Below are 25,058 nucleotides of genomic sequence, written 5' to 3' on the forward strand. Positions count from 1 at the left end.
AATATTTCTATAGATGCCTAAATTTCCTCACTACCGCCAATTTGATGTCATGGACTGTGGTGCAACATGCTTACGTATGATTTGCAAATACTATGGAAAAAATATTAATATTGATACAATAAGGAAACTATCACAAACTCATGGAGCTGGCGTAAACCTGTTAGGAATAAGTGAAGCTGCTGAAAAATTGGGATTTAGGACACAAGGAGTCCGTCTTAGTGTTACTCAATTAGAAGAGATAACATTACCCTGTATTCTGCATTGGCGACAGAGTCACTTTGTCATTCTGTATAAAGTAAAAAAGCAAATCTATTACTTGGCTGATCCAGCTATTGGGCTAAGAGAATTAAGTTATGAAGAGCTTATTTCAGACTGGTTCTCTTTTAAAGAACTAAATAATGGTATTTCCCTTTTAATAGAACCTAGTCCCGATTTTTTTGAAGATGATATTGAGGGCAACTCACAGAAAAATAAAGGCTTACAATGGCATGTGCTGTTACAATATTTTAGTCAATACAAATCGTTGATTATCCAGCTTTTTTTTGGACTTATCATAGGAACACTTTTACAACTAATACCTCCTTTTTTAACACAGTCCATTGTAGATACAGGAATTAATACGAAAAACATCGGGTTTGTTTATCTTATCCTATTTGCACAATTAATGCTTTTTGTCGGACAGACAGGAGTTACTTTTATTCGTTCTTGGATTTTATTACATATCAGCACCAGAATAAACATCGCTGTTGTAACTGATATGCTTATAAAACTCATGAAGCTACCAATGAGTTTCTTTGAATTGAAAACCCATGGGGATATAATGCAACGAATGTATGACCAACAACGAATTGAAACATTTCTTACAGGTTCATCATTAAATACATTATTTTCATTGATTAATCTTACTGTATTCAGCATCATATTAATATATTATAACACCGCTATATTTTTCACATTTTTTATTTCAACCATTATCTATACTGGATGGATCTTGCTCTTTATGAAAAGACGTAGAGATCTCGATCAAAAGAGATTTAACATATCTTCTGATAACCAAACAGTGACAACCGAACTTATACAAAGTATACAGGAAATTAAGCTGACTAATAGTGAAAAACAAAAACGATGGATATGGGAAGCTATTCAGGCACGCCTTTTTAAGTTTAAGGTTAAAAGTCTAGCCCTTTCACAGTATCAACAAGCTGGAGGATTAGCAATCAATCAGTTAAAAGGTATTTTTATAACATTTTTAAGCGCCGAGTCTGTCATAGAAGGAAACTTGACTTTTGGCGGGATGTTGGCAATACAATATATTGTAGGAATGATAAGCAGCCCTATTGAACAACTTCTAGTTTTTATTCAACAATATCAAGATGCCAAAATTAGTCTAGAACGAATTAACGAAATTTATCAACAAGAGGACGAAGAACCTGACGACCGAAATTGGATCACAAAGCTGCCAAAAGATGGTTCTATAATTTTAAAAGACATTACATTTACATATTATGGTGCAGGAAATGAACCCGCACTTTATGATATCAATCTTTTAATTCCAGAAGGTAAGACCACCGCTATAGTAGGGATGAGCGGAAGTGGTAAGACAACTATTTTAAAATTAATTATGAGATTCTATACACCTGAAAGAGGTGAAATCTCTATTGGGAAGACTAAATTAGACCAAATATCTTACAAGACCTGGCGTGAAAACTGTGGAATAGTGATGCAGGAGGGTTTCATATTTGCTGACACAATAGAAAATAATATAGCTGTTGGCGAAGAAAGACCTGACACTAACAAAATAGAGCATGCGATCAAAATGGCAAATTTAGAAGAATTTATAGCAGAACAACCGTTCGGTTTGAAAACCAAAATTGGAGTAGCAGGAAAAGGAATAAGTCAAGGTCAAAAACAACGTCTTTTAATTGCTCGTGCTGTATATAAAAATCCAAAATTTATATTTTTTGATGAAGCTACCAATGCGTTAGATGCAAAAAATGAAAGAATAATAATCGACAATCTTAATAAGTTTTTTATAGGAAGAACGGTTATTGTTGTCGCTCATAGATTGAGTACAGTAAGTCAGGCAGACAACATTATAGTCATGGATAAAGGAAGAATCGTAGAACAAGGACGACATGATGAATTAATTGATCAACGAGGTGAATACTACCAGTTAATAAAAAATCAACTTGAATTAGGAAATTAATAAGATAGTCTAAAAATAAAATATGATGAATAAAAATAGCAATGAAGCTCATATATATTCAGAAGATATGCACGATATAGTAGCTAAACCACCTTCATGGTTACTACGTTGGGGCCTTACACTAATATTTCTGATCCTATCGGCGATAATAGCAATATCAGCTTTTCTGAGGTATCCGGACATTATACAAGCCAATTTTAAAATCAATACATTAAACGCACCAAAAGCATTAGTCCCTAAGATATCGGGATCTATTGTTAGGCTTTTTGTGGAAGACAGACAAGAGGTAAAAGAAGGAGATGTTATTGCTTGGCTTGAAAGTTCTGCCAATCACCAACAAATTCTTGATCTCTTAGAAAAGTTAAGGCTTTTAAGAAAAAGTCAAAATAGCGACCAATTTATTAATTTTAATGCACCTGATGACTTGGATTTGGGTGAATTACAAAATGCATATCAGACTTTTTACGAAAGTTACCTTTCCTATAAATCGGCATTTGTAGGCGGTGTTTATTTAAAACAACGGGCTTTTTTGTTAAAGGAAATGGACTATCAAAAGAAAGAACAAAAAAAGTTATTCGACCAAAAAACAATTTATGAAAGAGATTATCAACTCGCAAAGAAACAACACAATTCATATCAAATACTAGCTGACAAGAAAGTGATATCTCCAATGGAGATGCAAGAACAGGAGTCTAAACTACTGTCAAAACAACAACCTGTTGAGCAAATTGTGCAAACGATACTTTCCAATGATGCAAACACAGTAACTAAACAAAAAGAGTTATCTGAATTGGACAATAAAATAACTACAGAAAGAAAAACCTTTTTACAGGCACTTAATAGCTTGATCAGTGAAGCTGAACTATGGAAAAAACAACACACGATAACAGCCAGCCAATCTGGTCGAATATCATTTGCGAGTATAATACAAGAAAAACAGTATGTCGAAGCAAACAGACCATTATTTTATATCGACCCAGGCAATAGTCAATATTTTTGCGAAATGTATGTCAAACAGAACAACATGGGAAAAGTTAAAATGGGGCAAAAGGTTCTTCTAAAAATGTCAAGTTATCCTTTTGAGGAATACGGCGCAGTCGAAGGGGAAATAGAAAAGATAACAGACATTCCTTATCAAGATAGCATATATCTTTCAAAAGTGAAACTTTCACCTAATAAAAATGCCAAAATTATACTTAAAACGGGGATGACGGGAACTGCAAATATCGTTACTGACAACTCAAGCCTTCTTCAACGTTTTGGAAGATCGGTCATGCACAATATGGTAAGATAGCCAAATAAAAATACACTATTTACAAAAGTAGCGCAAAATGTAAGTCTTTATTTTTTTCTTGCTTGTATTCGTTTAACATCATAAATCCTATACCAATAATGCCGTCATCCAAAGTCAATACTTGATATCCACGGTACTCAATAAATGGGTTAGCGCTTTTAATATCCTTTTGGACTATCAAATTAATACATTTCTTCTTTAAGACTTCGAATGCAGGATAAAATACATTTTGAATAATCCAATTACAAAGATGTATAATTCTAAGCAAAGTTCTAAGATTGTTACTATTGGATGTTTTTAGTTCTAAATTATATGCAACATAATTGATGATCCAATCGTTTTCTATCAAAAAATTTCGTAAGCTTTTTGATCCTTCAATTAAGCCTAGTGAAACAACTATTGAAAGAAACCCTAAAATGTCTTCTACACTCGAGGGAGAATTGTTCTTATAAAATTTTATAAGATAATTTAACGAAGAAGGGAGCTCGAGAGAGGGAACTTTATCGAGAATAATGTTTAATCTACTGCTTACAAAAGCGATTTTAAGTATGAGATCGTAACTCAAAAAGTGATTACTTTTGAAATTTTGTATAAAAAAATCAATATAACTTAGTATTGACATCAAAATCTTCTTGTCATTTGATGTCAAAAATCCTCTTTTACTAAAATAGATTCCTACATCTGTTAAGATATTAATATCATTTTTATTATTATCCACCAACATACTAATATGAGCGTTAACTTCTGACAATAAGTCATCTTCACTAATATTTATATATTTTTGCTGGATTAACTCTGTCAAGCCCCAAGATATCCCTGTAAGACCGGATTTCATGGACAAGGAGATATCCTTACTCAAAGAACAACTAATACGTTCAATACAATAATCAGCAAAATTATGATTAGGTTTATATTTAAAAATTGCGGAATACTCGTAATAAAAAATCACCCTTGATATTGAGGAATTCAAGCTTATTTCCTCATTTTTAAATGAGCTCGCACCAAACAAAAGAATATTATTAATCCAAGAAAGCTCTTTCTCAATTTGATCCGAATACGCTCTATTTTTAGAAGTTTTTAGCTGAGATAAATCTATTATTGGTTCTTCATAGATACAATTAAAGGGATCTAACCAAGAATTCCAGCTTTTATTTGGTGTTAAATAGCTTGGACCATACAGAGCTTTACAATAATCAACACTTCTTTTCAAAACATTCACCTCTATCCCACTTATTGTATCTCTTTTTATTCCTTCAATAAATATGCTTTTTTCGTAACCTAAGAGCTTAACTTTATTCTCAAATTCGTTACTCATATTTTCAACAATATAGTTTCCAAACTCAAATAGAAAAAAGATATCGACCTGGCCATCATCTAAATATAAAGTTGCTTCGCATATATTTCCTCTAAAATATCTTACTTTACAAACTGGAAGTAACTCAATAATATCATGTATTTCATTTTTATTGACATAAACTGAAATATCTATATCTAGATCATGGCTTATCATTTCACCATTTCTCACATATCCCAAACAACAACCTCCATTTAAAAACCAGATAATTCCTAGATCATCTAAAAGTTTAGAAACGGATAACAAGCAATTTAAAATATGATTTGGCATTTTGGCTTTAAAAGTAAATTTTCAATAAAAATCTAGGGTATTATTTTTTAACTAAGATATGTCATTACCAATGACAGTATGAACAAATAAATTAATCGTTCAGCAACAGTTTGACATGAAATATCAACGTACAAATCCAAATTTATTTTTTTATTGTGAACTTTATTTCAACAGAAAGATAAATTTATGTAAACGATCCAAGAATCCGTAAAATATCATAAGTTTAGGTGATCTAGAAAACGTGGGTAGAAAATTTTGTCCAACTAACTTTAAGTAAATACAGAATTAAACCCGTCGAACCTGACGGGCTTAATCTTAAATACTGCTCTACAAGCATCGAAAAATAAACTACAAAAGAATACTCTCATTCTCATCTTTCAAGATCAGATAAAAATTAGTGGACAGCGGATCATAACAGCTGATCCTTGCATACAAAGCCCCATCGGGAACAGTTATTTCTTGATTGGTGATAACCATATCCGTCTGCGGATAAGCTGATAGAAAGGCTGCAGCACCATTATTGCTATAAAATGCAATTCTACTGCCCTGATTACCAAATCGGCCATTGTAAAGGATCTTCTTCGCCCCCATCAGATCCACATAGCTACTGACACCCCAAAGCGCTGTTGCAGCTGAAGTCGTTCCAGACGCATTGATCATAGCGGACATTGTCAAGGACGGAATAACCTTCGAAGGGCTCTGATCGGCGGTCAATAAAACTTCGACATCCATAATTCGGTCTGCATTAAAGGAATTAATGGAAAGCTCTTTGGATTGTGGATCGAAAGCGATAAATCCCGCCGGTGTAATATCCCCTAGCCTATTTGCCAAAACGCCTGATTTAATCTCTCCAGTATACTGGCCATAGGCAGATTTTGAAGTCACAATTGCATTGTGAGTACCGATATTGAGTACCGAATTTACTGCTTTACTTGGTGACCAAGATTTAAGGGAACAAAGGGAGACCAATCCGTCTTTGTGATTACTGACAACCAATTGCGCATTCGTCTTGTTTTCATTAAATGTTATCGTTGACAGATCCTTGAATCTAAACCCATCAGCAGCATTAAGTGCAAGTCCGATATCATCTGTTCGGAAAGTATCCTGAATAGAAACAGATTGAGACTGTTTATTTAGCTCGGCAGCTAAAGCTGGATCAATAAAACCCGAGGCATGCTCAAGCACTGAAATAGCCGTATTACCTGCTGCATGGAAATTTTTGATCCCTCGGTAATAATAAGGTGATTTATCCTTTCGCTGGCTATTCTCTACATTACAGTTGATGATATTGACTCCGTTGGCGATGTAATCAGCCTTTGTGTAGCCTGTCCAACTATTCTTTACTTCCCCTGTTTCACTTCCGGTGCGCAATATGGTTCCGTTGACTTTATTTCGGTAGATAGAAAAACTACAGTTTTCAATATTGATATTTTTATAGACTTCCCAAGATCCGGCTACAGGCTCGTCTGGCAATGCCATTCGCATAAACCCTACGGCCATAGGGGTACCGACATGCTGCACGTTTTTGATATACACATTCTCGGCATAGCCACGGATACTGCCAAATTCTTTTAATAGGGCTTTTGAAGCGGATGACTGATTGATAATTTTGACGTCTTCGATCCAGATGTTTTTGACGTAATATAACTGTGTATGCGACATAAATTTTCGTAGATCGGCGTATTCATCAGTGATGACCCAGGTGGTATTTTTAACTCTGATATTTTCAACGAGCTTATTTTCGTCATAGCCCACAAACTTAAATCCATCGCCATTGACCGAGTAGAGGTTTTCGGCATAGACATGACTTGCCTGCACATAGATACATCGCTCAATAGGATTGATCGCCCGGATATTGTTATAGGTGGTATAACTCCCTGAACTCAGGACACAGTCCATTCCGTAAGGCTCTGGTATGGTGGGCACTTCTTTTTGAACAAAATTTGCGCTTTGCTCCTGCGTATTGATCAATTCGATATTCTGGATGTAACTATTCCAGGTATTATTTACCACACCGGAAGCAGCATTGTAGAATTTGCAGTCCGCGATAAGCAAGCCCTTGGAAAGTGACAGATTACCGCCAACATTCCGATCAGTCGTAATACTTGCATGGATGTTGTAAGTGATAATATTGTTGATCTCGCCGCCCATTATTCCAGATTCCTCAATCAGTCCTTTTGCTCGGTATTTACCATTCTCCTCGGGAACTATTGCCCGGCAAATAATATTGCGGTAATAGATGTATCGATCTGTCTTTGTACCTGAGGAATAGAAAAGGGTACGACAGTTGTGTGCTGTGGTATTGCTCCCAAAATTATTCCGAAGTTCGATCTCAAGATCTGTAACATGCAATCGCTTCACATTGGTGGTGTTGATCTGAATGTCACCATCAACGATCAGTTTGGCACCGTTGATCGCTCTAAGTGAAGATCCGCCCATTGTAGCTCGTGGCCCTGCCGCCTGGATCAATGTATCACGGCTGAGTATGACTTCCTTTTTATATTTTCCGGCATAGACGCTTGAGAAGTAAAAAGCATCTAAGTCATTGGTCAGGCCATCGCAATGGGCTCCGAAATATAAAACATCGACTCCATCAGTAAAATGATGAACAAGCTTGATACCACCGACAGCAATTATGCTTCCGCCATCATCTCCTCCGGGTTCGGTAGCAGCGTAATAATATAGGATTGGTGCCGGTGTATCTCCTTGTTTGTAGTAGCCGAGTAGCTTTACCCCTGAATAGATTGGTGTGGTTCCTTGTAGTCCTGCAATTTCATCTGAGGAGAGGCTCCTCATCTCTACCATCGTGTTTTTAATTAAAATCTGATTTGCCATATTTTCTTTTCTTTTAAAGTGTATAGCAAAAGTAGGCGGGCTGGTACCGCTATTTGAGGAAAAGAAGGGGTATGTAAGCGGTAGTGGCGAGATACCGAAAAGTCAGGAATTTTAAGACTTTCTTGAGTTCTTATTTTAAATCTTCATCTATGATGATTTATATATTGCTATTTTTTTTAGTATATTTATACTCATAAAAAGTAAATAAAAACTGTAATAGCCAGTTATTAGGTCTAGTTTTCTCAAACTGACAAAGAATAATTTATCAAATCTAAATGTATGGCAAAGAATAAAAAGATTAATGTACAGGGGAAGGAAATAACAATCATTCTCGACAATGACAAAGAGTTTATTTCACTTACTGATATGCTAAAAGCTAAAGATGGAGACTTTTTCATTTCTGATTGGCTTCGAAACAGAAACACAGTTGAATATCTAGGTATTTGGGAAAGCATTTATAACCCCCTTTTTAATTATGGCGAATTCGCCATAATTAAAAGTCAGGCCGGACTTAACAGTTATAAAATCAGTGTTAAAGATTGGGTTGAGAAGACAAACGCCATCGGCTTAAAAGCGACTGCAGGAAGATATGGCGGGACATATGCACATCCTGATATAGCTTTTGAATTCGGTATGTGGATTAGCCCCCATTTTAAAATTTACCTAATCAAAGAATTTCAACGCCTAAAAGATGAAGAAAACGACCGTTTGAAGTTAAACTGGAGTTTACAAAGAACTTTAGCCAAGGTGAATTACCAAATCCATACCGATGCAATCAAAGAAAATCTTATTCCAACAGAAATTACCAAACAACAAGCGAGTTCCGTTTATGCTAGTGAAGCCGATCTGCTTAATGTTGCATTATTTGGTATGACAGCGAAAGAATGGAGAGATTCAAATCCAGATAAGAGAGGTAATATTCGAGACTATGCTGTTATAGAACAATTGGTGGTATTAAGTAACATGGAGAGTATAAACGCGCTATTAATTCAACAGGGGTTACCGCAAAATGAAAGACTTAAGCAACTCAATAAGGTTGCTATGACACAAATGCGGTCACTCGTAGAAAATAAGGCTGTTAAAAAATTAAAATAGAAGATCATACATGTATACTTATTTTTAGGAAAGTTTGCATAATTGTTTATTAAATGGTCTTTTTGGGATAACATAAAAAGCTTACCCACAATACCTCAGGGTTAGCGGTGAGTGTTCCCTATTTATAAATCCACAACTGAGATTCACCATCTAAGCCTTCGGTACTGGAGCATTTTCTGCAATAAGTTTTTCATGCTTTAATTCCCTCCAAAAATCAGCTGGTATCTTTGTCTTGAAGGACTGGGCATTTTGTACGGCCTGCTCAACGGTATGTGCGCCGGGTATAACACCTGACACTTCGGCTGGGGCTGCTGCAAACTGTAAAGCTGCTGTTCGCAAATCCACAGCATAATTTTCAGCTACGCGCTGTAGAGCATTCAGTTTTTCCTTAACACCGGCAGGAAACTTTCCATCATATAAATAACGGTCTTTACCGGACAGAAATCCAGCACATAATGGTGCACCTACCACAATGGACACACCTCTTTCAGCCACTTTCGGAAAAACCTTATTCAGATCATCCTCATGTTTGATCAATGAATATTGGCAGGCAGAAAGAAAGATATCGGGATCTGCAACATCCAATGTCTGCAATATAGGTTCGATGGTATTGACACCGAGTCCCCAGCCTTTGATAATTCCCTCCGCTCTCATTTTAGTCAGCTCGGGCATAGCTCCTTTCACTGCTTCCTCAAAATAGTGTGCATAACTATCTTTCATATCGCCGTTATCGGGTGAAAGATCATGGATAAAAACAATATCAATGGACGATAATCCCAAACGCTGCAGGCTATCTTCCACACTTCTTCTGACACCGGCAGCACTATAGTCGTACTTATAACCAAAATTTAGTTTCCCCTTCCATAGTATTTGTTCCATCGTAAAGTCTTCCTTCGGCTCCATCAGTCGCCCTACTTTAGTCGACAGTGTAAAACTGTCACGTGATTGGTCTTTTAAAAACAGGCCCATTCTACGTTCGCTGATCCCTAGACCATACCATGGGGAGGTATCAAATAATCGTATCCCTGCATTCCATGCTGCCTCTATTGCTTGTAGACATTCAAGATCTGAGTTTTGCTGAAATCCATTACCCAATGCGACCCCGCCAAATCCAGCTTTATCAACGGGACGGAATCGTTTCTTTTCTGTTAAATTTTGAGCTGTTACCATTTTATATTCTGTTAATGTTGTTGATAAAATATCAGGTGTCGCCGCACTCAGTGCAAAACCCGCACCCGCAAGGGCTGTCTCTGCTAAAAATTACCTTCTTTTCATATGTCTGATGCTATTGGTCTAATTTCCGCCCGCTTTTTAGTCTGGTAGAAAGTTCATCATGTGCAGTCAAATCCAGCCGTAGCGGCGTAATGGATACCAGTTTATTTTCTACCGCCCAACGATCTGTCCCTTCTTCCGCCGGCTCAAGTGGTATTACCGTAATCCAATAGTTTTTTCTTCCCATAGGATCCTGACCAGGTACGACATTGCCATCATAGAGCCGTACCGATTGCCTTGTCCATACGACTCCCTCTGGTTTTGGAGGAAAATTTACATTATATAGCGCAGGGCCTTTATCATTGAGCAAGATCTTGAGTACATCGCCGGTCCATTGGGATAGTCCTTCAAAATCTGGCTCCGTCTTGCCGACTGGGGTACTCAGCGCGATACCGGTGATACCGAGGAGCATGGCCTGCTTTGCCGCAGCAAGGGTACCTGAATGCCACATGGAATTACCAAGGTTGGGACCCATGTTAATGCCTGAAAGCACAACCTGCGTATCGGGAAACATATGCAAGCCCAGCGCCACGCAGTCCGCAGGTGTCCCGTTCACCCGAAAGGCATCAATTCCCTCAAATGAAATGGGGGCAGTACGATAGCTCAGGGGGCGAGAATGAGTAATAGCATGTCCCATGGACGACTGCTCGACATCTGGCGCAACAATCCTAACGGTACCAAACTGCCTCGCGGTCCTTGCTAGAGCTGCTATGCCCGGCGAATAGATACCGTCGTCATTGGTGATAAGTATATTCATAATAATTGTACCTTTTCTATGAAAACCAATCTCACGCAGGCTTTGTTCAGCTGATATGAAAGAACATGGCAAAAAAGTAAGATTAGTACACAATCCAGCTGCTGGGGATGAAGACAATGGCGACAAAGACGAACTATGTCAGCTTATTGAAGAACTGGGACACCATTGCACAGTAGTAGCTAAAAAAGATGCAGTCAAAAAGATCGATCCAGAGACCGATATCATTGCCTTAGCCGGCGGTGACGGCACCATAAAAATGACTATTATGGCGCTCTTAGAAAAAAAACTACGATTTAAAAGACCGATAGCAATCTTGCCCCAAGGGACAGCAAACAACATTGCCATTTCTTTGGGTATTCCTTTGGACTGTAAACAGGCCATGAATCTATGGAGTCATTTCCAGCTTAAAAAATTCGATGTCGGGATGGTAACAGGTCTAGGACGAAAGCCCTTACATTTTATCGAATCTATTGGCTTCGGTGTATTTCCTATACTGATGGAGAAAATGGATAAAAAAAATACGAATGCCGCCAATGCAGAAGATGAAATTAGGATCGCGCTCGAGCAACTTCGAAAACTAGCACTGACATTCCCAGCCAAAGTGCTCAAACTCGTAACCGCTACGGGTAGCATTGAAAAAGAATGCATTATGGTTGAAGTTATGAACATCTCGAGCATGGGCCCCAGACTGGTACTCGCAGTAGATGCTGATCCGGGAGATGGACAATTTGATATCATCGTCGTCACCGCTGATCAACGCCAGGAACTGGTTGCTTATATAGATGGGTTATTGAAGAAAAAGGACGTGATATTTAATATTAAACCTATCAGAGCAAGCCGCTTAACGATGGAGTGGCAGGGAACAGAATTTCACATCGATGACGAGTGCAAGGGTTATACTGGGCAACGACTAAAGATTTCATTGCTCGATAGCTTGATCGAAATTATTGTAGAAGGGAATTGATCCCTGATATCCAAGGTTAATTTTCGTATCAACCTATAATTCGAGTAAATTACAGTATTACTATTAAGAAGTGTTTCAATTGGATTTTAGTTTAAATTATTTAAATTCTAAAAAACATCACTTGTCGTCAACTATAGAGCATCCGGATCTGAAACCGCACAAGCACAAACCTGGGATATACCAAACAACAACTCACTATAATCCGTTCCTTTTGTTAGATAACCATCGGCACCTGCATTGAATGCATCTACGACGACGGTACTGTCTTCAACCATGGATAGTACCGAAGTCCTTATTGTGGGAAATTTTCTTTTGGCAATATGTATTAATGCAATACCATCAATTTCTTTCATATTGATGTCGGTGAGTACCAGATCAGGTGTTTTATTTTTCTGGAGATAGTCCAAAGCTTCTTCGCCGCTACCGACTTCCTTTACGACAGAAAGATCATCACAAGAATCCAATATCAGACGTATGCCATTACGAACTAAATGGTGATCGTCAACTAAAAGAATTTCAGTCATCATTCCTCCGAAAATTTTAAGATAGATATATAACGACTTTGTACTTAAAATTGTTTACTACTGGGGACCACATTTTTTTCAGAATAAGTGTCATAAATTTTCACTTATAAAAGGAATGTATTCAAGATCATTATCTTCATCTTTCAATCAGCATTATTCAAAAATGCTTTAAAAAACATTCTCGTCGTATATAAATCCCTGAATTAACTGCCATTAAAAATTCTATGCGAGCCACAGACTGGAACATCCAAAATATAAGTTATTCGTTGACTAACCATTTACGATTTCTCCACCATTGGGATGTAAAACTTGACCGCTCATAAAATGTGAATCTTCGCTAGCTAGAAATAAAAAGCTTGGTGCAATTTCATTTGGCATCCCTGCCCTTTCCATGGGAGAGTCGCTTCCAAATTCGGAGTTCTTTTTAGGATCAAATGAAGATGCTATCAATGGTGTCCATACCGGACCTGGAGCAACAGCATTGACCCTAATTCCTTTAGCGATAAGATTCGCTGACAAACTTCGTGTAAAAGAAATTATTGCACCTTTTGTTGCAGAATAATCTATCAACTTTGGACTACCTCGATAAGCAGTCACCGAGGATGTATTAATGATGCTTGCTCCCTTCTTAAGATAGGGTAGGGCATATTTCGTAATCCAGAAATAGGAAAAGAAATTATTCTGAAAAGTCTTGATTAACTGCTCAGTGGTAATTTCTTCAATTGATCCTGTTTCCCAATGAAGCCCCGCATTATTAACAATAATATCAACTTTCTTATGCGTTTTTATCGCCATTTCAATTACTTTTTTACAGTGATTTTCTTTTCCCAAATCACCTTTAATCAGCGTACATTTTCTAGAGAAGGATTCAACCTCCTTCTGGGTTTGTTTTGCATCTTTTGTTTCACTAAGATAGGCTACAACAATATCAGCTCCCTCCTTCGCAAATAACAAAGCTACGGCTTTCCCGATGCCGCTATCTCCTCCGGTAATTAACGCTACCTTATTTTTTAATTTTCCTTCTATAGGATACCTTAATGGAGAAGTGTCAGGAACTGGTGTCATATTTATTTCCAATCCCGGTCGCTTTTGCTTTTGCAATGGTCTAATTTTTTTACTTGCTACTTTTTTCATGCTACTTCCTTTAAATAACAACAAACAATATGCGATTTCCAGAATATGTAAGAAACAAATAGTCCTTCTACCGAAGAACTATTTGTTGTATATCAAGAAGGTACCTTTCTGGATTTTTCTCTCTCCCAAACACGGTGGCCTTTCATTACCGCTATAAAATCTTCTGTTAAATTGTCCTTGCTTTCGAAAATAACGCCTTTATCTTTTTTAATAAATGATCTTTCAGCTAACTCTTCAGCACCTTGTGCAAATGCCAGGGCCTTACAGTGTCGGTAACCTTCATTGATAAAATGAAGGTAATCGGCATTTTCCGCAAGAGTTTTGACCGATTCGCCTGCTGCTGTGTAGAATGCATCGTAACAAACTGATGCCTCCGTAAGATAGGAATGTTGGATATCTTCTTCTGTCCCTTCCTTGAACCGGATCTTTCCTACATGAGATGCGATTAGCACTGCTTGCGCCCCTTCCCTTTCGAGTGCTGTTTTCATTTTATCTATGGAGGATTTGCTAGCTCCATGATCAACAAGAAAAGCAACCTTTCTACTCTTGATCGTACCCTCGCCGTCTTTTACTTTCATACTCAAAGCAGCAGACTTTTCAACTTCGGGTTTGACTGGTTTAAGCGGATATTCGGGATGGTTCTGACGTGCAAATTTGAGGGTTAAAGGATCAAGTTCTTTTGGCGGTGTAAGCCCGAGGTTTTTACCAACATTTTTTGCTAATCCTTGGTCTATCTGGTTCAAAATAGCCAGTTCTCGCTTTCGTATATTGACATCGTTCACTTTCGAAAGCTCAAAACTCAGGGCATTGACCATGTGGTCCTGTTCTTCTGGACTCTGTGAATTAAAAAATAGTCTTGCTTGCGTAAAGTGATCTGCGAAGGAATCTGAGCGGGCCCTAACTTTTGCCCCCTCGATAGGCTGCTTGTGGGATTCAAATCCTACCCCATCATTAAGCATTGCATGATAAGGGCAACCCACAGCCTTACTGTTAGGGAAATAACTCACAGCACCTTTAGGAATATCAGATCGCGCGAAACCATCTTTTTGGTTATTGTGTTTACCCGTCACCGGACGATTGATAGGAAGTTCATGGAAATTTGGCCCACCTAATCGGTAATTTTGGGTATCCATGTATGAAAATATCCGTCCTTGCAAAAGCGGATCATCCGAAACATCTATACCCGGCACCAACCTTCCGGGGTCGAAAGCGGCTTGTTCGGTCTCTGCAAAAAAATTCTCGGGGTTGCGATTTAGTGTCATCGTTCCGATAATCTGAACTGGCACCAGTTCCTCTGGGATAATCTTTGTCGCATCCAGAATGTCAAACGAATATTTAAATTCATCCGCTTCAGGAATCAATTGGACGCCAAGATCCCATTGGGGAAAATCGCCCCTGTCAATAGCTTCATAGAGATCTCTTCGATGAAAATCAGCATCAAATCCTGAGATCTTTTGGGCTTCGTTCCATGCCACTGAATGTACGCCCAATCTCGGTTTCCAATGAAATTTAACGAACGTGCCTTTTCCTTGAGCATTCACAAATTTAAACGTATGGACGCCAAAACCTTCCATCATCCTTAAACTTCGGGGTATCGCACGGTCTGACATAGTCCACATGATCATGTGCGCAGATTCGGGCATCAGCGATATAAAATCCCAAAAGGTATCATGTGCAGATGCCGCCTGCGGCATTTCGTTGTTCGGCTCTGGCTTTACGGCATGGACGAGATCTGGAAAGTTCATCGCATCCTGAATAAAAAAAACCGGAATATTATTCCCCACGAGATCGTAATTACCTTCTTCGGTATAGAATTTAACAGAGAAACCGCGTACATCCCGGGCTAGGTCGGTAGAGCCTTTGAAGCCCGCTACTGTCGAAAATCTTGTAAAAAGAGGCGTTACTGTTCCTTTTTTCAAAAATGCTGCGCTTGTATATTGGGATAGGTCAGCTGTTGCTTCGAAAATACCATGGGCTCCTGATCCACGCGCATGAACGACACGTTCTGGTATACGCTCACGGTCAAAATGCATCAGCTTATCAAAATAGATATGATCCTGCTGTAATGATGGTCCCCGCTCACCCGCCTTTAATGTATTGTTGTTGTCGGAAATAGGCACGCCATCATTGGTGGTCATAATCTGTTCGGAATTGTCCACTAAATGCTGCTCAATCTCAGCGGTTTTTAAATTCTTTTCTTTTTTCATATCCAATTCTGTTTTGGTTTATACTCGTAAGGGGAAGTAATTTTTTAATTCGTACAAAAATTTATATAGGAGCCTATCCTCTTTCCTATTGGTAGGCATTAATTCTTATAAGCTGTAATATCCATGATGTGAACAAAGCCAAAGTCTGAAAGGTTTGGTCGGTATTTACATTTGTCCGTTGAGGACAGGATTTGAGAAAACACGGCTGACTTTTGACTAAGTCAAGCACTTGATTTCTTTTATTGAACTAAAAGCGTCTAGGATCGGTTATTAAATAAGATAACAACTATAAATTTTTTATTATGGCTACTACAAAATCTGTACAGGCAAAAAATGCCACAAAAAAAAACTCCGGCCAAATTGGTCTCCCTTTCCTATAGCCTGTGGAAAGTGCTTGTATTTCTATGAGAGAAAACTATTCATTAATCATTCAATTTAGTTCTTCAGTTTTCTAAAAATCTGACTTGCCGTTTCCATATCCAACACTTCCATATCCACCAGGTTTAAGGATTTGACCATGTGTAGCGTACCAGTCTTATACTTTTGGAAATGCTCAGTTTTCAAATGTGCCTGATAGGCTTGCTTGTCTTTGTACATTTCTAGTATCCTCACTTGGGTTGGCTCGTTCTTTTGGAACATCGGGAAAATAGCGATAACACCCGCCTCAAGCCTTATGGATGCTTCGGCCTCCACTTTAAGTATCTCCTTATACTTCTCCAAATGTTCGGGGTGTATCTCAATTTCTGAAATCCGTACCATTATTTCTGCCTGTTGAGAATGGGCATAGTTACTCATACAAAAAAGCATTAGCGTTGCCAATACCGTTTGCAATGACCATCTAAGCCAAGTTCTGTGTCTAAAGATATTCTTATTCATATCATTACTACATTTATCTTAAATCACTTTACTTTTAATTGATTACCATCAATATTAATGCTTGATCTCGTGCGTATCGCGAACACTGCTAAACGTTAGTGCCAATAGTTTCCACCCATCGGTTTCCTTCTTGTAGACCTCGGTTACTGTAAACTCAACCTCCGGTCATCTGATTAATAAAGGGTTGGTTGTAAAAACGTTTTCCTGTAGCCTGATATAATGCATTGGCCACTGCCCCAAATGTGGGCGGAAACGGTGGTTCGCCCATTCCGGTAGGATCTTGTTCGTTTTCCACAAAATGCACTTCAATCTGCTGCGGCGCTTCATTCATCCGTATGAGCCGATAGGTGGTAAAGTTATTCTTCTGCGGGACACCATCTTTAAAGGGAAGCTCGCCATAAAGGGCATTTCCGATCCCATCGATAATTGCTCCCTCGGCCATGTTGGTCGCGGCATCCCTGTTCACCACAATCCCACAGTCTATGGCAGCCACCACTTTTTGAACCTTAGGTTCATTATTTTTAACCACGAGGTCCACAACCTGTGCCACATACGAATTGTGGCAAAAATAAGCGGACACACCACGATGAATTCCCGGTGCTTTTTTATCCCAGTTTGATTTTTCACGAACAAGTTTCAGTACACCTGCATAACGACTGGCATCGTAATCATTGCGCTTACCGACTGGATTTGTTTTTGCTCTTTCCAATAATTCAAGACGAAAGTCGATAGGATCTTTTTTCATTTCCATGGCGAGCTCATCAAGAAAAGACTGCTCAGCAGCGGCAATAAAATTTGACCGCGGTGCACGGAATGCGCCTATGGTAATATTGGACGGAATCTGCCAGCCCTCGGCGAGGTAATTGTCTAATGCACCTGCCGGAAAACGATCGGCATGTATGGGCGTTTCGGGAATCCCACCAGCTTTGACATGAAGCGCCAGCAATTTATTGTCTTTATCTAAAGCGGCCCGATAGGTCGCACTGTAAGTCGGGCGATAGATTCCGGCTGTCATTTCATCTTCACGTGTATAAACAAGCTTGATCGGTGCATTAAGGTGTTTGGAGATTGCGGCAGCCTCTATAAAATGATGTCCATAGGCACGGCGGCCAAATCCGCCTCCCATGCGCGCAAGATTGATCTGTATCTTTTCTTTTGGCAAACCAAGCCGTTGGGATAAGGTACCAACGGTAAACTCAGGAGCCTGCAACGGCCCATATAAGATGGCGCTGTCGGAAGTAACATGGGCAAAACAGTTGACCGGCTCCATGGTATTGTGTGCCAGGAACGGTGCGGTATAAGTACGTTCGATGATTCTGGCAGCAATTTTAAATGCTCCCTCCGGATCTCCATCCTTGCGGAGGACATTGCCGGGCTTTTTAGAAAACTCTTCCATCTGCCTACGGTGCACATCGCTGCTTTCCAGACCTGCGGGATAGGTTGCTTCGGTCGTTTTTGCATTCGGCTGCCCCGGATTGCCCATTTTAAACCTGCGCCCAGGCTCCGCTTCCCATTCCAGCTTGAGTGCTTTCTTGGCTTGCATCACCTCCCAGGTGCTCTTACCCACGACAACAGCAAAACGTGTGAAACTGGTCGTATCGAAAAAGTTCTGTACAATATCTCCCGTGAGGGAGTCAATCACAAAGATAGATTTGATGCCGGGCATTGACTTTGCTATCCGATCATCCAATGATTTTAACTGTAGGCCAAATGCTGGTGGATGCACAATCATTGCGATCAGCATGCCCTCGGTTTTATAATCCATACCGAACAGCGGTTTACCTGTTAGAATGTTGTTCAGTTCAACGTTTTTCTTGGAGGTGCCCACAATCCTGAAATCCTTTACTGCCTTTAACTTGACGTTTTCGGGCACCGGAATCTTGGCTGCAGCGGAAGCAAATTCGGCATAGGTTCCTTTTCGTCCAGTTTTGGCGTGCAGCAAGGTACCCTGCTGCGTGGTAATTTCATCGGAAGGAACATTCCACCGTGCTGCTGCTGCCAAGATGAGCATCTGCCTTGCGGTGGCGCCTGCCGTACGCAGCGGTGACCAGCCCTGCCGTATGGACTGGCTTCCTCCTGTGAATTGCCTTTTGTATCGCTCGGGATAAAAATCGGCCTGTTCGACGACCACCTGCTCCCATGCCACATCGAGCTCTTCTGCAAGGATCATGGGCATGGAGGTTTTTACATTCTGTCCAAACTCTGGATTGGGGTTGAACAAAGTGACCAGGCCATCTTTGCCGATCTTGATGTAACTATTTAATTCGTATGATTCTTCGGCTATATCACTTGCCTTTATACCTGTGGCTTTTACATCGGCTGGCCAATGAAAATGCAGGATCATACCGCCACCAGCGAGTAGGGCGGCTTTCAGGAAGGATCTTCTTCCCATATTGTTATTAGCGCTGGTCATATCTTACCGTATTATTCGACAACAATGAAAAATTAATTCGAAGGTGCATAGGCCCCATTTTTTAACCAGGTAATCCAGGCTTCCTTAAACTCTTTATGGCTTAATGGCGGCAATGTCCGGCCTTCTCCAGGTTGCCAGCCCCATTTTACCAGCTCATCGTCGGCATGGGCTATTAATGCCTTCATATCTTTATTTCCGTTTTTTTCCGGATCTATGATTTGCATGGCGAGCTCGCGGGGACTTCTACCTTCGAAAACCATTTTCATATCCGCCGGAGGAAGGTGCCAGTTGGGACTACCCGGAGGGGTATGCGTACCGGGGGTATTTTCAGGTTGATGACAGTTGGCACATTTCATGGTCAGGATTCCTTTTCCGTCCTTCCCTCGCTGGGGTAACATGGCATGTAAATGGCTGTCATCTCCTTGTAGCGGTACTTCTCCTGCCGGGTGACAATTCACACACCGCGGACTCATCAATACGCTGTAAACTTTGGAAAATGCCGCCACAGACTTCATACTGTCACGCTTCATCAATTCATGCGTTATTTTGTCTTCCGTAGGCCGTAATGCTGCTGTTCCGGAATTTGCGGCGATCGACACCATGAATGTCATAATAATCGCCAAAACGGCTAATGCTACCACTATTTTATAAGGCCGTTTTTCCTTTTTATGTCGGGTGTTATATCTCATAACCAAAATATTTTAGGCTAGTTTTTACTTCGTTTCCTGTTGAATCCCGGCGGCTAAATGTATGGCCTTACGGATCCGGAGATAAGTGCCGCAGCGGCAGATATTACCGGCCATTGCCAGATCGATTTCCTCGTCCATTGGATTGGGAATTTCCCGTAACAGGACAGCCGCAGACATAATCTGCCCGGACTGACAGTAACCACATTGCGGTACATCAACCTGTTGCCATGCCTGCTGGAGTGGATGATCGCCTTTTTCAGAGAGACCTTCAATCGTGACCACCTCCTTATCCGCTGCCCGCTTTACTTTGGTTACACAGGAACGTACAGCTTCGCCATCCAGATGCACAACACAGGCTCCACAAGCCGCTACTCCACAGCCGTATTTGGTACCGACAAGGTTTAGATGCTCCCGTAAAACCCATAATAAAGGTGTCGATGGATCGACATCCAGTGCATGTTGCTTACCGTTGATTTTTAGATTTATAGTTGCCATGCTTGTATTTAAAATAAGTGTTATAAATTTTCGCTTATAAAGGGAATGCATTCAGGATCGCTATCTTCCGCTTTCAATCAGCATTATACAAATATGCTTTAAAAAAAAATTGTTTACTGTATACAAATTCCTGAATTAACTACCATTATTACAGGTAGAAGTATAGTTTGCAGCAGAAAGTTTTAACAAGCCCCAATATCGGGTTAATTTAGCGTGATTATGAATGGTCTCTCATTCATAGCCATGCGGGTGAGGTAATAGTTGATGGTCATGTTTCCTATTCGCGTTGAAATGCGTAACTTCAATACGATTGATCGATTGAATACAACATGATAGTTTCTAATGATAATCGCTTACCCCCATTAAACGGCCTGGTGCTTATCGGTGGCAGAAGCCTGCGCATGGGAAGTCCGAAAGAAAAGATGCGTTGGCATGGTAAAGAACAAGTCTATTATTTGGCCGATATGTTAGGGAATTATTGCGATGAGGTATACATTTCCTGTCGTGCGGAACAGCTTGATGAAATAGCGGGCGACGAAGATATAGCTCCAGCCTACGCATGGCTTTCCGATCGTTATACAGACATTGGCCCTATGGGTGGAATACTGACCGCTTTTGAATTTCGCCCCGACCGAGCCTGGCTGGTTGTGGCCTGTGATTTACCTCTGATCGACTCAGAGGCTCTCGCCTATTTAATACAACATCGTGATCCGCAAAGGATCGCCACCGCATTTAAAAACCCACAGGACAGCCTGCCCGAACCCTTATTCGCAATCTGGGAATCCAGTAGTTTGCCCATACTCCAGCAGATGCAGGCTCAACATAAACTTTCACCACGCCGGGCATTGATACAACATCAGGCCCTAAGTATTGAAGCCCCGCATGTCAATACCCTTGTCAATGTCAATACCCCTGCCGAGGCCGACAGCGTAAAAGCCATGATCAACAACAACGATTAAGGTCGTTGAAGTGCGCCACGGTAAAGCATTTCATCCACTTTCTTATATACCTCAGGGTCATGTCTTTTAATTTTGATCTTCACATATTTGGAAGCCGGCATATTGCTTTCTTTGACCACATTGTTGACCGAAACCAATACATTCGTCTCCGGGAAATACGTGACCGTATTTTTTTCAGGAATGGCGTAGGAAACGATCAAAAATAAGGGAGCTACGCGTTCTATACCATCATCGTAATTATAAAGGTCCACTTTGTCTCCAGCCTTAAAACCAGCTTTATCAATATCTTTCTGATTCATAAACACCACGCGTCGCTCATTTTTTATCCCCCGATAGCGGTCGTCAAGACCGTAGATGGTGGTATTGAACTGATCGTGGGTTCGCGTTGTTGCCATCATATACTCATCGGCATCCAGATGGTTTTCGGGGATATCTGTTAATGTGAAGGGTGCTCGCCCGCCGAGTTCCTGCGAAAAAGATTGCGCATCACGGGCGCCATTCGGCAGATAGAATCCATCGCGCTGACGGACCCTCACATTGTAATTCTCAAAACCGGGTATACATTGCTCAATTGCATCACGTACCGCGTCGTAGCTGTCATGATAACGTTTCCAGTCGACTACCGACCGATCACCTAAAGTTGCCATGGCCATCCGGCAAACGATCTGTGTTTCGTTGACCAGATTTTTGGAAACGGCATCCAATACCCCTTTAGAGGATTGAACGACACCCATGGAGTTTTCCGTGCTGACGATCTGAACTTCACCGTTGACAATATCCTTGTCACTGCGTCCGTAGGTCGGCAGAATAAGCGCCTCTTTGCCATGGATCAGATGGCCACGGTTTAATTTGGTGGACACAGCGACCAATAAATTCAGTTTCCGAAGCGCATTTGCCGTAAATGTTGTGTCGGGTGTGGCGGACAAAAAATTCCCGCCCATGCAAAACAGGAATTTGATTTTTTCGGCGTGCATCGCTTTAATTGCCCGCACCACATCATAACCATGTTCCCGGGGTGGATCAAAGCCAAAATACTGCTGCAGCCTATCTAACTGTTCGTCGGTGGGTTTTTCATCGATAAGCATGGTACGGTTTCCCTGTACATTACTGTGCCCCCGAACCGGACAGACACCGCCCCCTTTAATACCGATACTTCCTTTCATCAACAAAATATTGAGTATCTCGCGGATCATATCAACACCGTTGGGCTGCTGGGTCAACCCCATTCCCCAGCAAAAGATAATTTTATTTCTGTAAGCGAGCAGTTCCGCCGCTTTTTGTATATCGGGAATTGCAATGCCACTTAGCTGGCTCAGATGCTCCAGGTTATAGTCCGCTTTGCTGAATTGCGCCAAAAAGTCCGTATAACCCGTTGTCTTGTTGTTAATAAAATCGGAATGAACAACCAGACCCGGATTTTTAGCTTCGAGGTCCAGTAGAATAAGTTCCAGTGCCTTTAGAAGCGCCATATCGCCATTGATCTTCACAGGAAGATAAAGGTCGGCCAAACTCACGCCTTTGCCGATGATCCCATTAACCTGCTGCGGATTATGAAATCCCATTAATCCAGCTTCGGGCAAGGGATTGATTGCAATGATTTTGGCGCCATTCTTTTTTGCCTTTTCCAGTGCACTCATCATACGAGGGGCATTTGTCCCCGGATTGTGACCAATGATAACGATAAGTTCACTTTCGTAAAAATCATCTAGTTTGACGGTTCCTTTGCCGATTCCAATAGTCGGACGAAGTGCCGAGCCTGAGGTTTCATGGCACATATTGGAGCAATCCGGCATATTGTTGGTGCCCAATTCCTTGGCAAACAGTTGATAGACAAATGATGCTTCATTGGAAGTACGGCCTGAGGTATAAAAGGCTGCCTGATGTGGCGATTCCAGCGCATTGAGCTGTTCTGCTATTTTTTGAAAAGCACCTTCCCAACTGATCGGTTCATAATGTGTTCCTCCCGGGCGCAGATACATCGGATCTGTCAGCCGCCCCATCTTACCGATCTCATAATCGCTGAGCTGCGAGAGATCGTACACGGAATTGTTCTTAAAAAATTCTGGAGTGACCCTTTTTGTTGTGGCTTCTTCTGCCAGTGCCTTTGCTCCATTCTCACAGTACTCGCCTACCGGCGAACGCTCATCGTCTGGATCAGGCCAAGCGCAACTCGGGCAGTCGAAGCCACCGACCTGATTCATTTTGAACAGCGCCTTGGTACCCCGAATTAGTATTTTTTCTTCGATAAGATCGGCAAAGGCCGCCAATACAGCCGGTACTCCAGCCGCTGATTTTTCAACGGGTGTCAATTTCAAATTTAAGAGCTTATAAGGGTTTTCTGCCTGTGGCTCCTTATGGATTGATTGCTCCAATTTTTGCTTATTGTTCTCTTCCATAACCATTAGATTTTGGGACAGTTCACACTATTTTTCGATGTGCCTAGCATTTGAGATTGGGATTCGGAAAGTTGTCGCTCTGATCCTCCAGGGTATTGTCAATGCAGGCAAAATCCTTTTCCACGAGAATTTTAACTGGTCCTGACTGCCCTTCGAAACCTATCCGCTCTGTCGCCACCAATTCCCTTACCATATTGGCAGACAGTCCGATCACAATTTCATTTTCAACAAAAGAAGCAATGAGCCCGTCAGTATCTGTTTGCAGGATGCGGTATACAAAGGGCTGGTTGATAAATTCGGTTCGGGAGGTTACTTCGCCTGTATTGCCCAATTTATCAATTTCGGACATCGTCAATCGCAGTCTAACGGAATTATCTTTAATCCTTATTTTCATCTTTCTATTTTTTGATCTAATGCTGTAGTGTAGTCAAGCATCCCCGCTAATCCTTCAATTTTAACATGGTCTGCCAGGTTATAGATATTACATCTATGCTCGCGTAAAAAGCCCAGTAAGGTGATATCGAATTCCTTGGCCAGTTCAACCGCTAAGCTTGATGGCGCCCCGATAGCTGCGATAATCTGTATCCCAGCCATAGCTGCCTTTTGTACCAATTCAAAACTCGCCCGGCCACTTAAAACCAAGATATGTTTTTGAAGCGGCAATAAATCAGCGGACAATGCATGCCCAACAAGTTTGTCCAGTGCATTATGCCGTCCTACATCTTCCCGTAAGGCGATGAGCTGCCCCTGTAAATTGAAAAGACCAGCAGCATGTATACCGCCGGTGGCTGAGAAATTTCCCTGTGCGGCACGGAGGAGATCCGGCAAGCGATAGAGTATATCTAATGCAATTGCACAGGGTATAGGCGCAAGATCCTTGAAAATACTAACCGTTTTGATTGCTGCAATGGAACCTTTTCCACAAACACCGCAACTTGAAGTGGTGTAAAAATTTCGATCTAAGGCGCTTGTTGTGGGGGCAAATCCGTCGTTCAGTCTCACAATAACAATATTGTCGTTATTTCTCGTGCAGGGCGCTTCCGAACGATCCACAGCTGCTATCTGGCTGATCGCAGAAATAAGGCCTTCGGTAAATAGAAATCCTGTAGCAAGTTCGGCATCATGGCCGGGTGTCCGCATCGTGACTGAAATATTTTTATATTCGGCCTTTCCGTCAACTGTCATGCATATTCTGATTTCCAGCGGTTCTTCGATCGATATGCTATCCATGACATGCGCCGGGATACGATCCCTCACTTTGACAAGGTCAATCTGTTTTAAAGTCGTATTGAGCAATGCGTTGGATTCCATGGTTGCC

General features: G+C 40.8%; 19 protein-coding genes. 5 read left to right on the top strand and 14 right to left on the bottom strand.

Annotated elements, in window-relative coordinates; genetic code table 11:
• The first annotated feature begins 13 nt into the window (after nucleotides 1-13).
• Nucleotides 14-2,206 (top strand): peptidase domain-containing ABC transporter, encoded by a 2,193-nt coding sequence (locus DFQ12_RS09970; protein WP_120258774.1) that lies wholly within the window; start codon nucleotides 14-16, stop codon nucleotides 2,204-2,206.
• Nucleotides 2,207-2,228: 22 nt separating this feature from the next.
• Nucleotides 2,229-3,500 carry an HlyD family secretion protein gene (locus DFQ12_RS09975; RefSeq protein WP_120258775.1) on the top strand — a complete coding sequence of 424 codons (1,272 nt, stop codon included), beginning with the start codon at nucleotides 2,229-2,231 and terminating at the stop codon, nucleotides 3,498-3,500.
• Nucleotides 3,501-3,519: 19 nt separating this feature from the next.
• Here DFQ12_RS09975 and DFQ12_RS09980 read toward each other — a convergent pair whose 3' ends face one another.
• Both DFQ12_RS09980 and DFQ12_RS09985 read right to left on the bottom strand, forming a co-directional pair.
• Nucleotides 3,520-5,124, bottom strand: a complete 1,605-nt coding sequence (locus DFQ12_RS09980) for a LicD family protein (RefSeq protein ID WP_120258776.1) — start codon at nucleotides 5,122-5,124, stop codon at nucleotides 3,520-3,522.
• Between the two features lie 348 nt (nucleotides 5,125-5,472).
• Nucleotides 5,473-7,959, bottom strand: a complete 2,487-nt coding sequence (locus DFQ12_RS09985; RefSeq protein ID WP_120258777.1) for a hypothetical protein — start codon at nucleotides 7,957-7,959, stop codon at nucleotides 5,473-5,475.
• Between the two features lie 279 nt (nucleotides 7,960-8,238).
• Between DFQ12_RS09985 and DFQ12_RS09990 the strand changes: the two genes are divergently transcribed.
• Nucleotides 8,239-9,054, top strand: a complete 816-nt coding sequence (locus tag DFQ12_RS09990; RefSeq protein ID WP_120258778.1) for a KilA-N domain-containing protein — start codon at nucleotides 8,239-8,241, stop codon at nucleotides 9,052-9,054.
• A 150-nt stretch (nucleotides 9,055-9,204) separates the two neighbouring features.
• Here the strand turns inward: DFQ12_RS09990 and DFQ12_RS09995 are convergent, their stop codons facing one another.
• Entirely contained in the window at nucleotides 9,205-10,224 is a 1,020-nt protein-coding gene (locus DFQ12_RS09995; RefSeq protein WP_120258779.1) for an aldo/keto reductase, read from the bottom strand.
• A gap of 115 nt (nucleotides 10,225-10,339) precedes the next feature.
• Nucleotides 10,340-11,083 carry a 5'/3'-nucleotidase SurE gene (gene surE, locus DFQ12_RS10000; protein ID WP_120258780.1) on the bottom strand — a complete coding sequence of 248 codons (744 nt, stop codon included), beginning with the start codon at nucleotides 11,081-11,083 and terminating at the stop codon, nucleotides 10,340-10,342.
• A 55-nt stretch (nucleotides 11,084-11,138) separates the two neighbouring features.
• Between surE and DFQ12_RS10005 the strand changes: the two genes are divergently transcribed.
• Nucleotides 11,139-12,047 (top strand): diacylglycerol/lipid kinase family protein, encoded by a 909-nt coding sequence (locus tag DFQ12_RS10005; RefSeq protein ID WP_120258781.1) that lies wholly within the window; start codon nucleotides 11,139-11,141, stop codon nucleotides 12,045-12,047.
• 131 nt (nucleotides 12,048-12,178) lie between these two features.
• Here the strand turns inward: DFQ12_RS10005 and DFQ12_RS10010 are convergent, their stop codons facing one another.
• The 7 genes from DFQ12_RS10010 to DFQ12_RS10045 form a co-directional block, all read right to left on the bottom strand.
• Nucleotides 12,179-12,574 carry a response regulator gene (locus tag DFQ12_RS10010; RefSeq protein WP_120258782.1) on the bottom strand — a complete coding sequence of 132 codons (396 nt, stop codon included), beginning with the start codon at nucleotides 12,572-12,574 and terminating at the stop codon, nucleotides 12,179-12,181.
• Nucleotides 12,575-12,841: 267 nt separating this feature from the next.
• Nucleotides 12,842-13,705, bottom strand: a complete 864-nt coding sequence (locus tag DFQ12_RS10015) for an SDR family oxidoreductase (RefSeq protein ID WP_120258783.1) — start codon at nucleotides 13,703-13,705, stop codon at nucleotides 12,842-12,844.
• Between the two features lie 92 nt (nucleotides 13,706-13,797).
• Complete coding sequence (locus tag DFQ12_RS10020) at nucleotides 13,798-15,912, bottom strand: catalase (RefSeq protein WP_120258784.1); 2,115 nt, start codon at nucleotides 15,910-15,912, stop codon at nucleotides 13,798-13,800.
• Nucleotides 15,913-16,347: 435 nt separating this feature from the next.
• A complete protein-coding gene (locus DFQ12_RS10025) occupies nucleotides 16,348-16,788 on the bottom strand; it encodes a putative quinol monooxygenase (RefSeq protein WP_120258785.1) in 441 nt (146 codons plus the stop codon).
• A 154-nt stretch (nucleotides 16,789-16,942) separates the two neighbouring features.
• Entirely contained in the window at nucleotides 16,943-19,180 is a 2,238-nt protein-coding gene (locus DFQ12_RS10035) for a xanthine dehydrogenase family protein molybdopterin-binding subunit (RefSeq protein WP_244211708.1), read from the bottom strand.
• A gap of 53 nt (nucleotides 19,181-19,233) precedes the next feature.
• Nucleotides 19,234-19,890 carry a hypothetical protein gene (locus tag DFQ12_RS10040; protein WP_120258787.1) on the bottom strand — a complete coding sequence of 219 codons (657 nt, stop codon included), beginning with the start codon at nucleotides 19,888-19,890 and terminating at the stop codon, nucleotides 19,234-19,236.
• 24 nt (nucleotides 19,891-19,914) lie between these two features.
• Entirely contained in the window at nucleotides 19,915-20,385 is a 471-nt protein-coding gene (locus DFQ12_RS10045) for a (2Fe-2S)-binding protein (protein WP_120259303.1), read from the bottom strand.
• Between the two features lie 329 nt (nucleotides 20,386-20,714).
• Here DFQ12_RS10045 and DFQ12_RS10050 point away from each other — a divergent pair, with 329 nt between their 5' ends.
• Nucleotides 20,715-21,344, top strand: coding sequence for an NTP transferase domain-containing protein (locus DFQ12_RS10050; RefSeq protein WP_120258788.1), 630 nt, complete (start codon nucleotides 20,715-20,717; stop codon nucleotides 21,342-21,344).
• Here the strand turns inward: DFQ12_RS10050 and DFQ12_RS10055 are convergent.
• Genes DFQ12_RS10055 through fdhD form a run of 3 tightly spaced genes read right to left on the bottom strand, consistent with a single transcriptional unit; the run spans nucleotide 21,341 to nucleotide 25,051 of the window.
• Nucleotides 21,341-23,740: an FdhF/YdeP family oxidoreductase gene (locus tag DFQ12_RS10055; protein WP_120259304.1), complete on the bottom strand. Its 2,400-nt coding sequence runs from the start codon at nucleotides 23,738-23,740 to the stop codon at nucleotides 21,341-21,343. The genes DFQ12_RS10050 and DFQ12_RS10055 overlap by 4 nt on opposite strands.
• 43 nt (nucleotides 23,741-23,783) lie before the next feature.
• A complete protein-coding gene (locus tag DFQ12_RS10060) occupies nucleotides 23,784-24,134 on the bottom strand; it encodes a DUF7009 family protein (protein WP_120258789.1) in 351 nt (116 codons plus the stop codon).
• On the bottom strand, nucleotides 24,131-25,051 hold the full coding sequence (gene fdhD, locus DFQ12_RS10065) for a formate dehydrogenase accessory sulfurtransferase FdhD (protein ID WP_120258790.1): 921 nt from the start codon (nucleotides 25,049-25,051) through the stop codon (nucleotides 24,131-24,133). Before fdhD ends, DFQ12_RS10060 begins: the two co-directional genes overlap by 4 nt.
• Nucleotides 25,052-25,058 lie beyond the last annotated feature (7 nt).

It is taken from the genome of Sphingobacterium detergens, assembly GCF_003610355.1.
Classification (GTDB): Bacteria; Bacteroidota; Bacteroidia; order Sphingobacteriales; family Sphingobacteriaceae; genus Sphingobacterium; species Sphingobacterium detergens.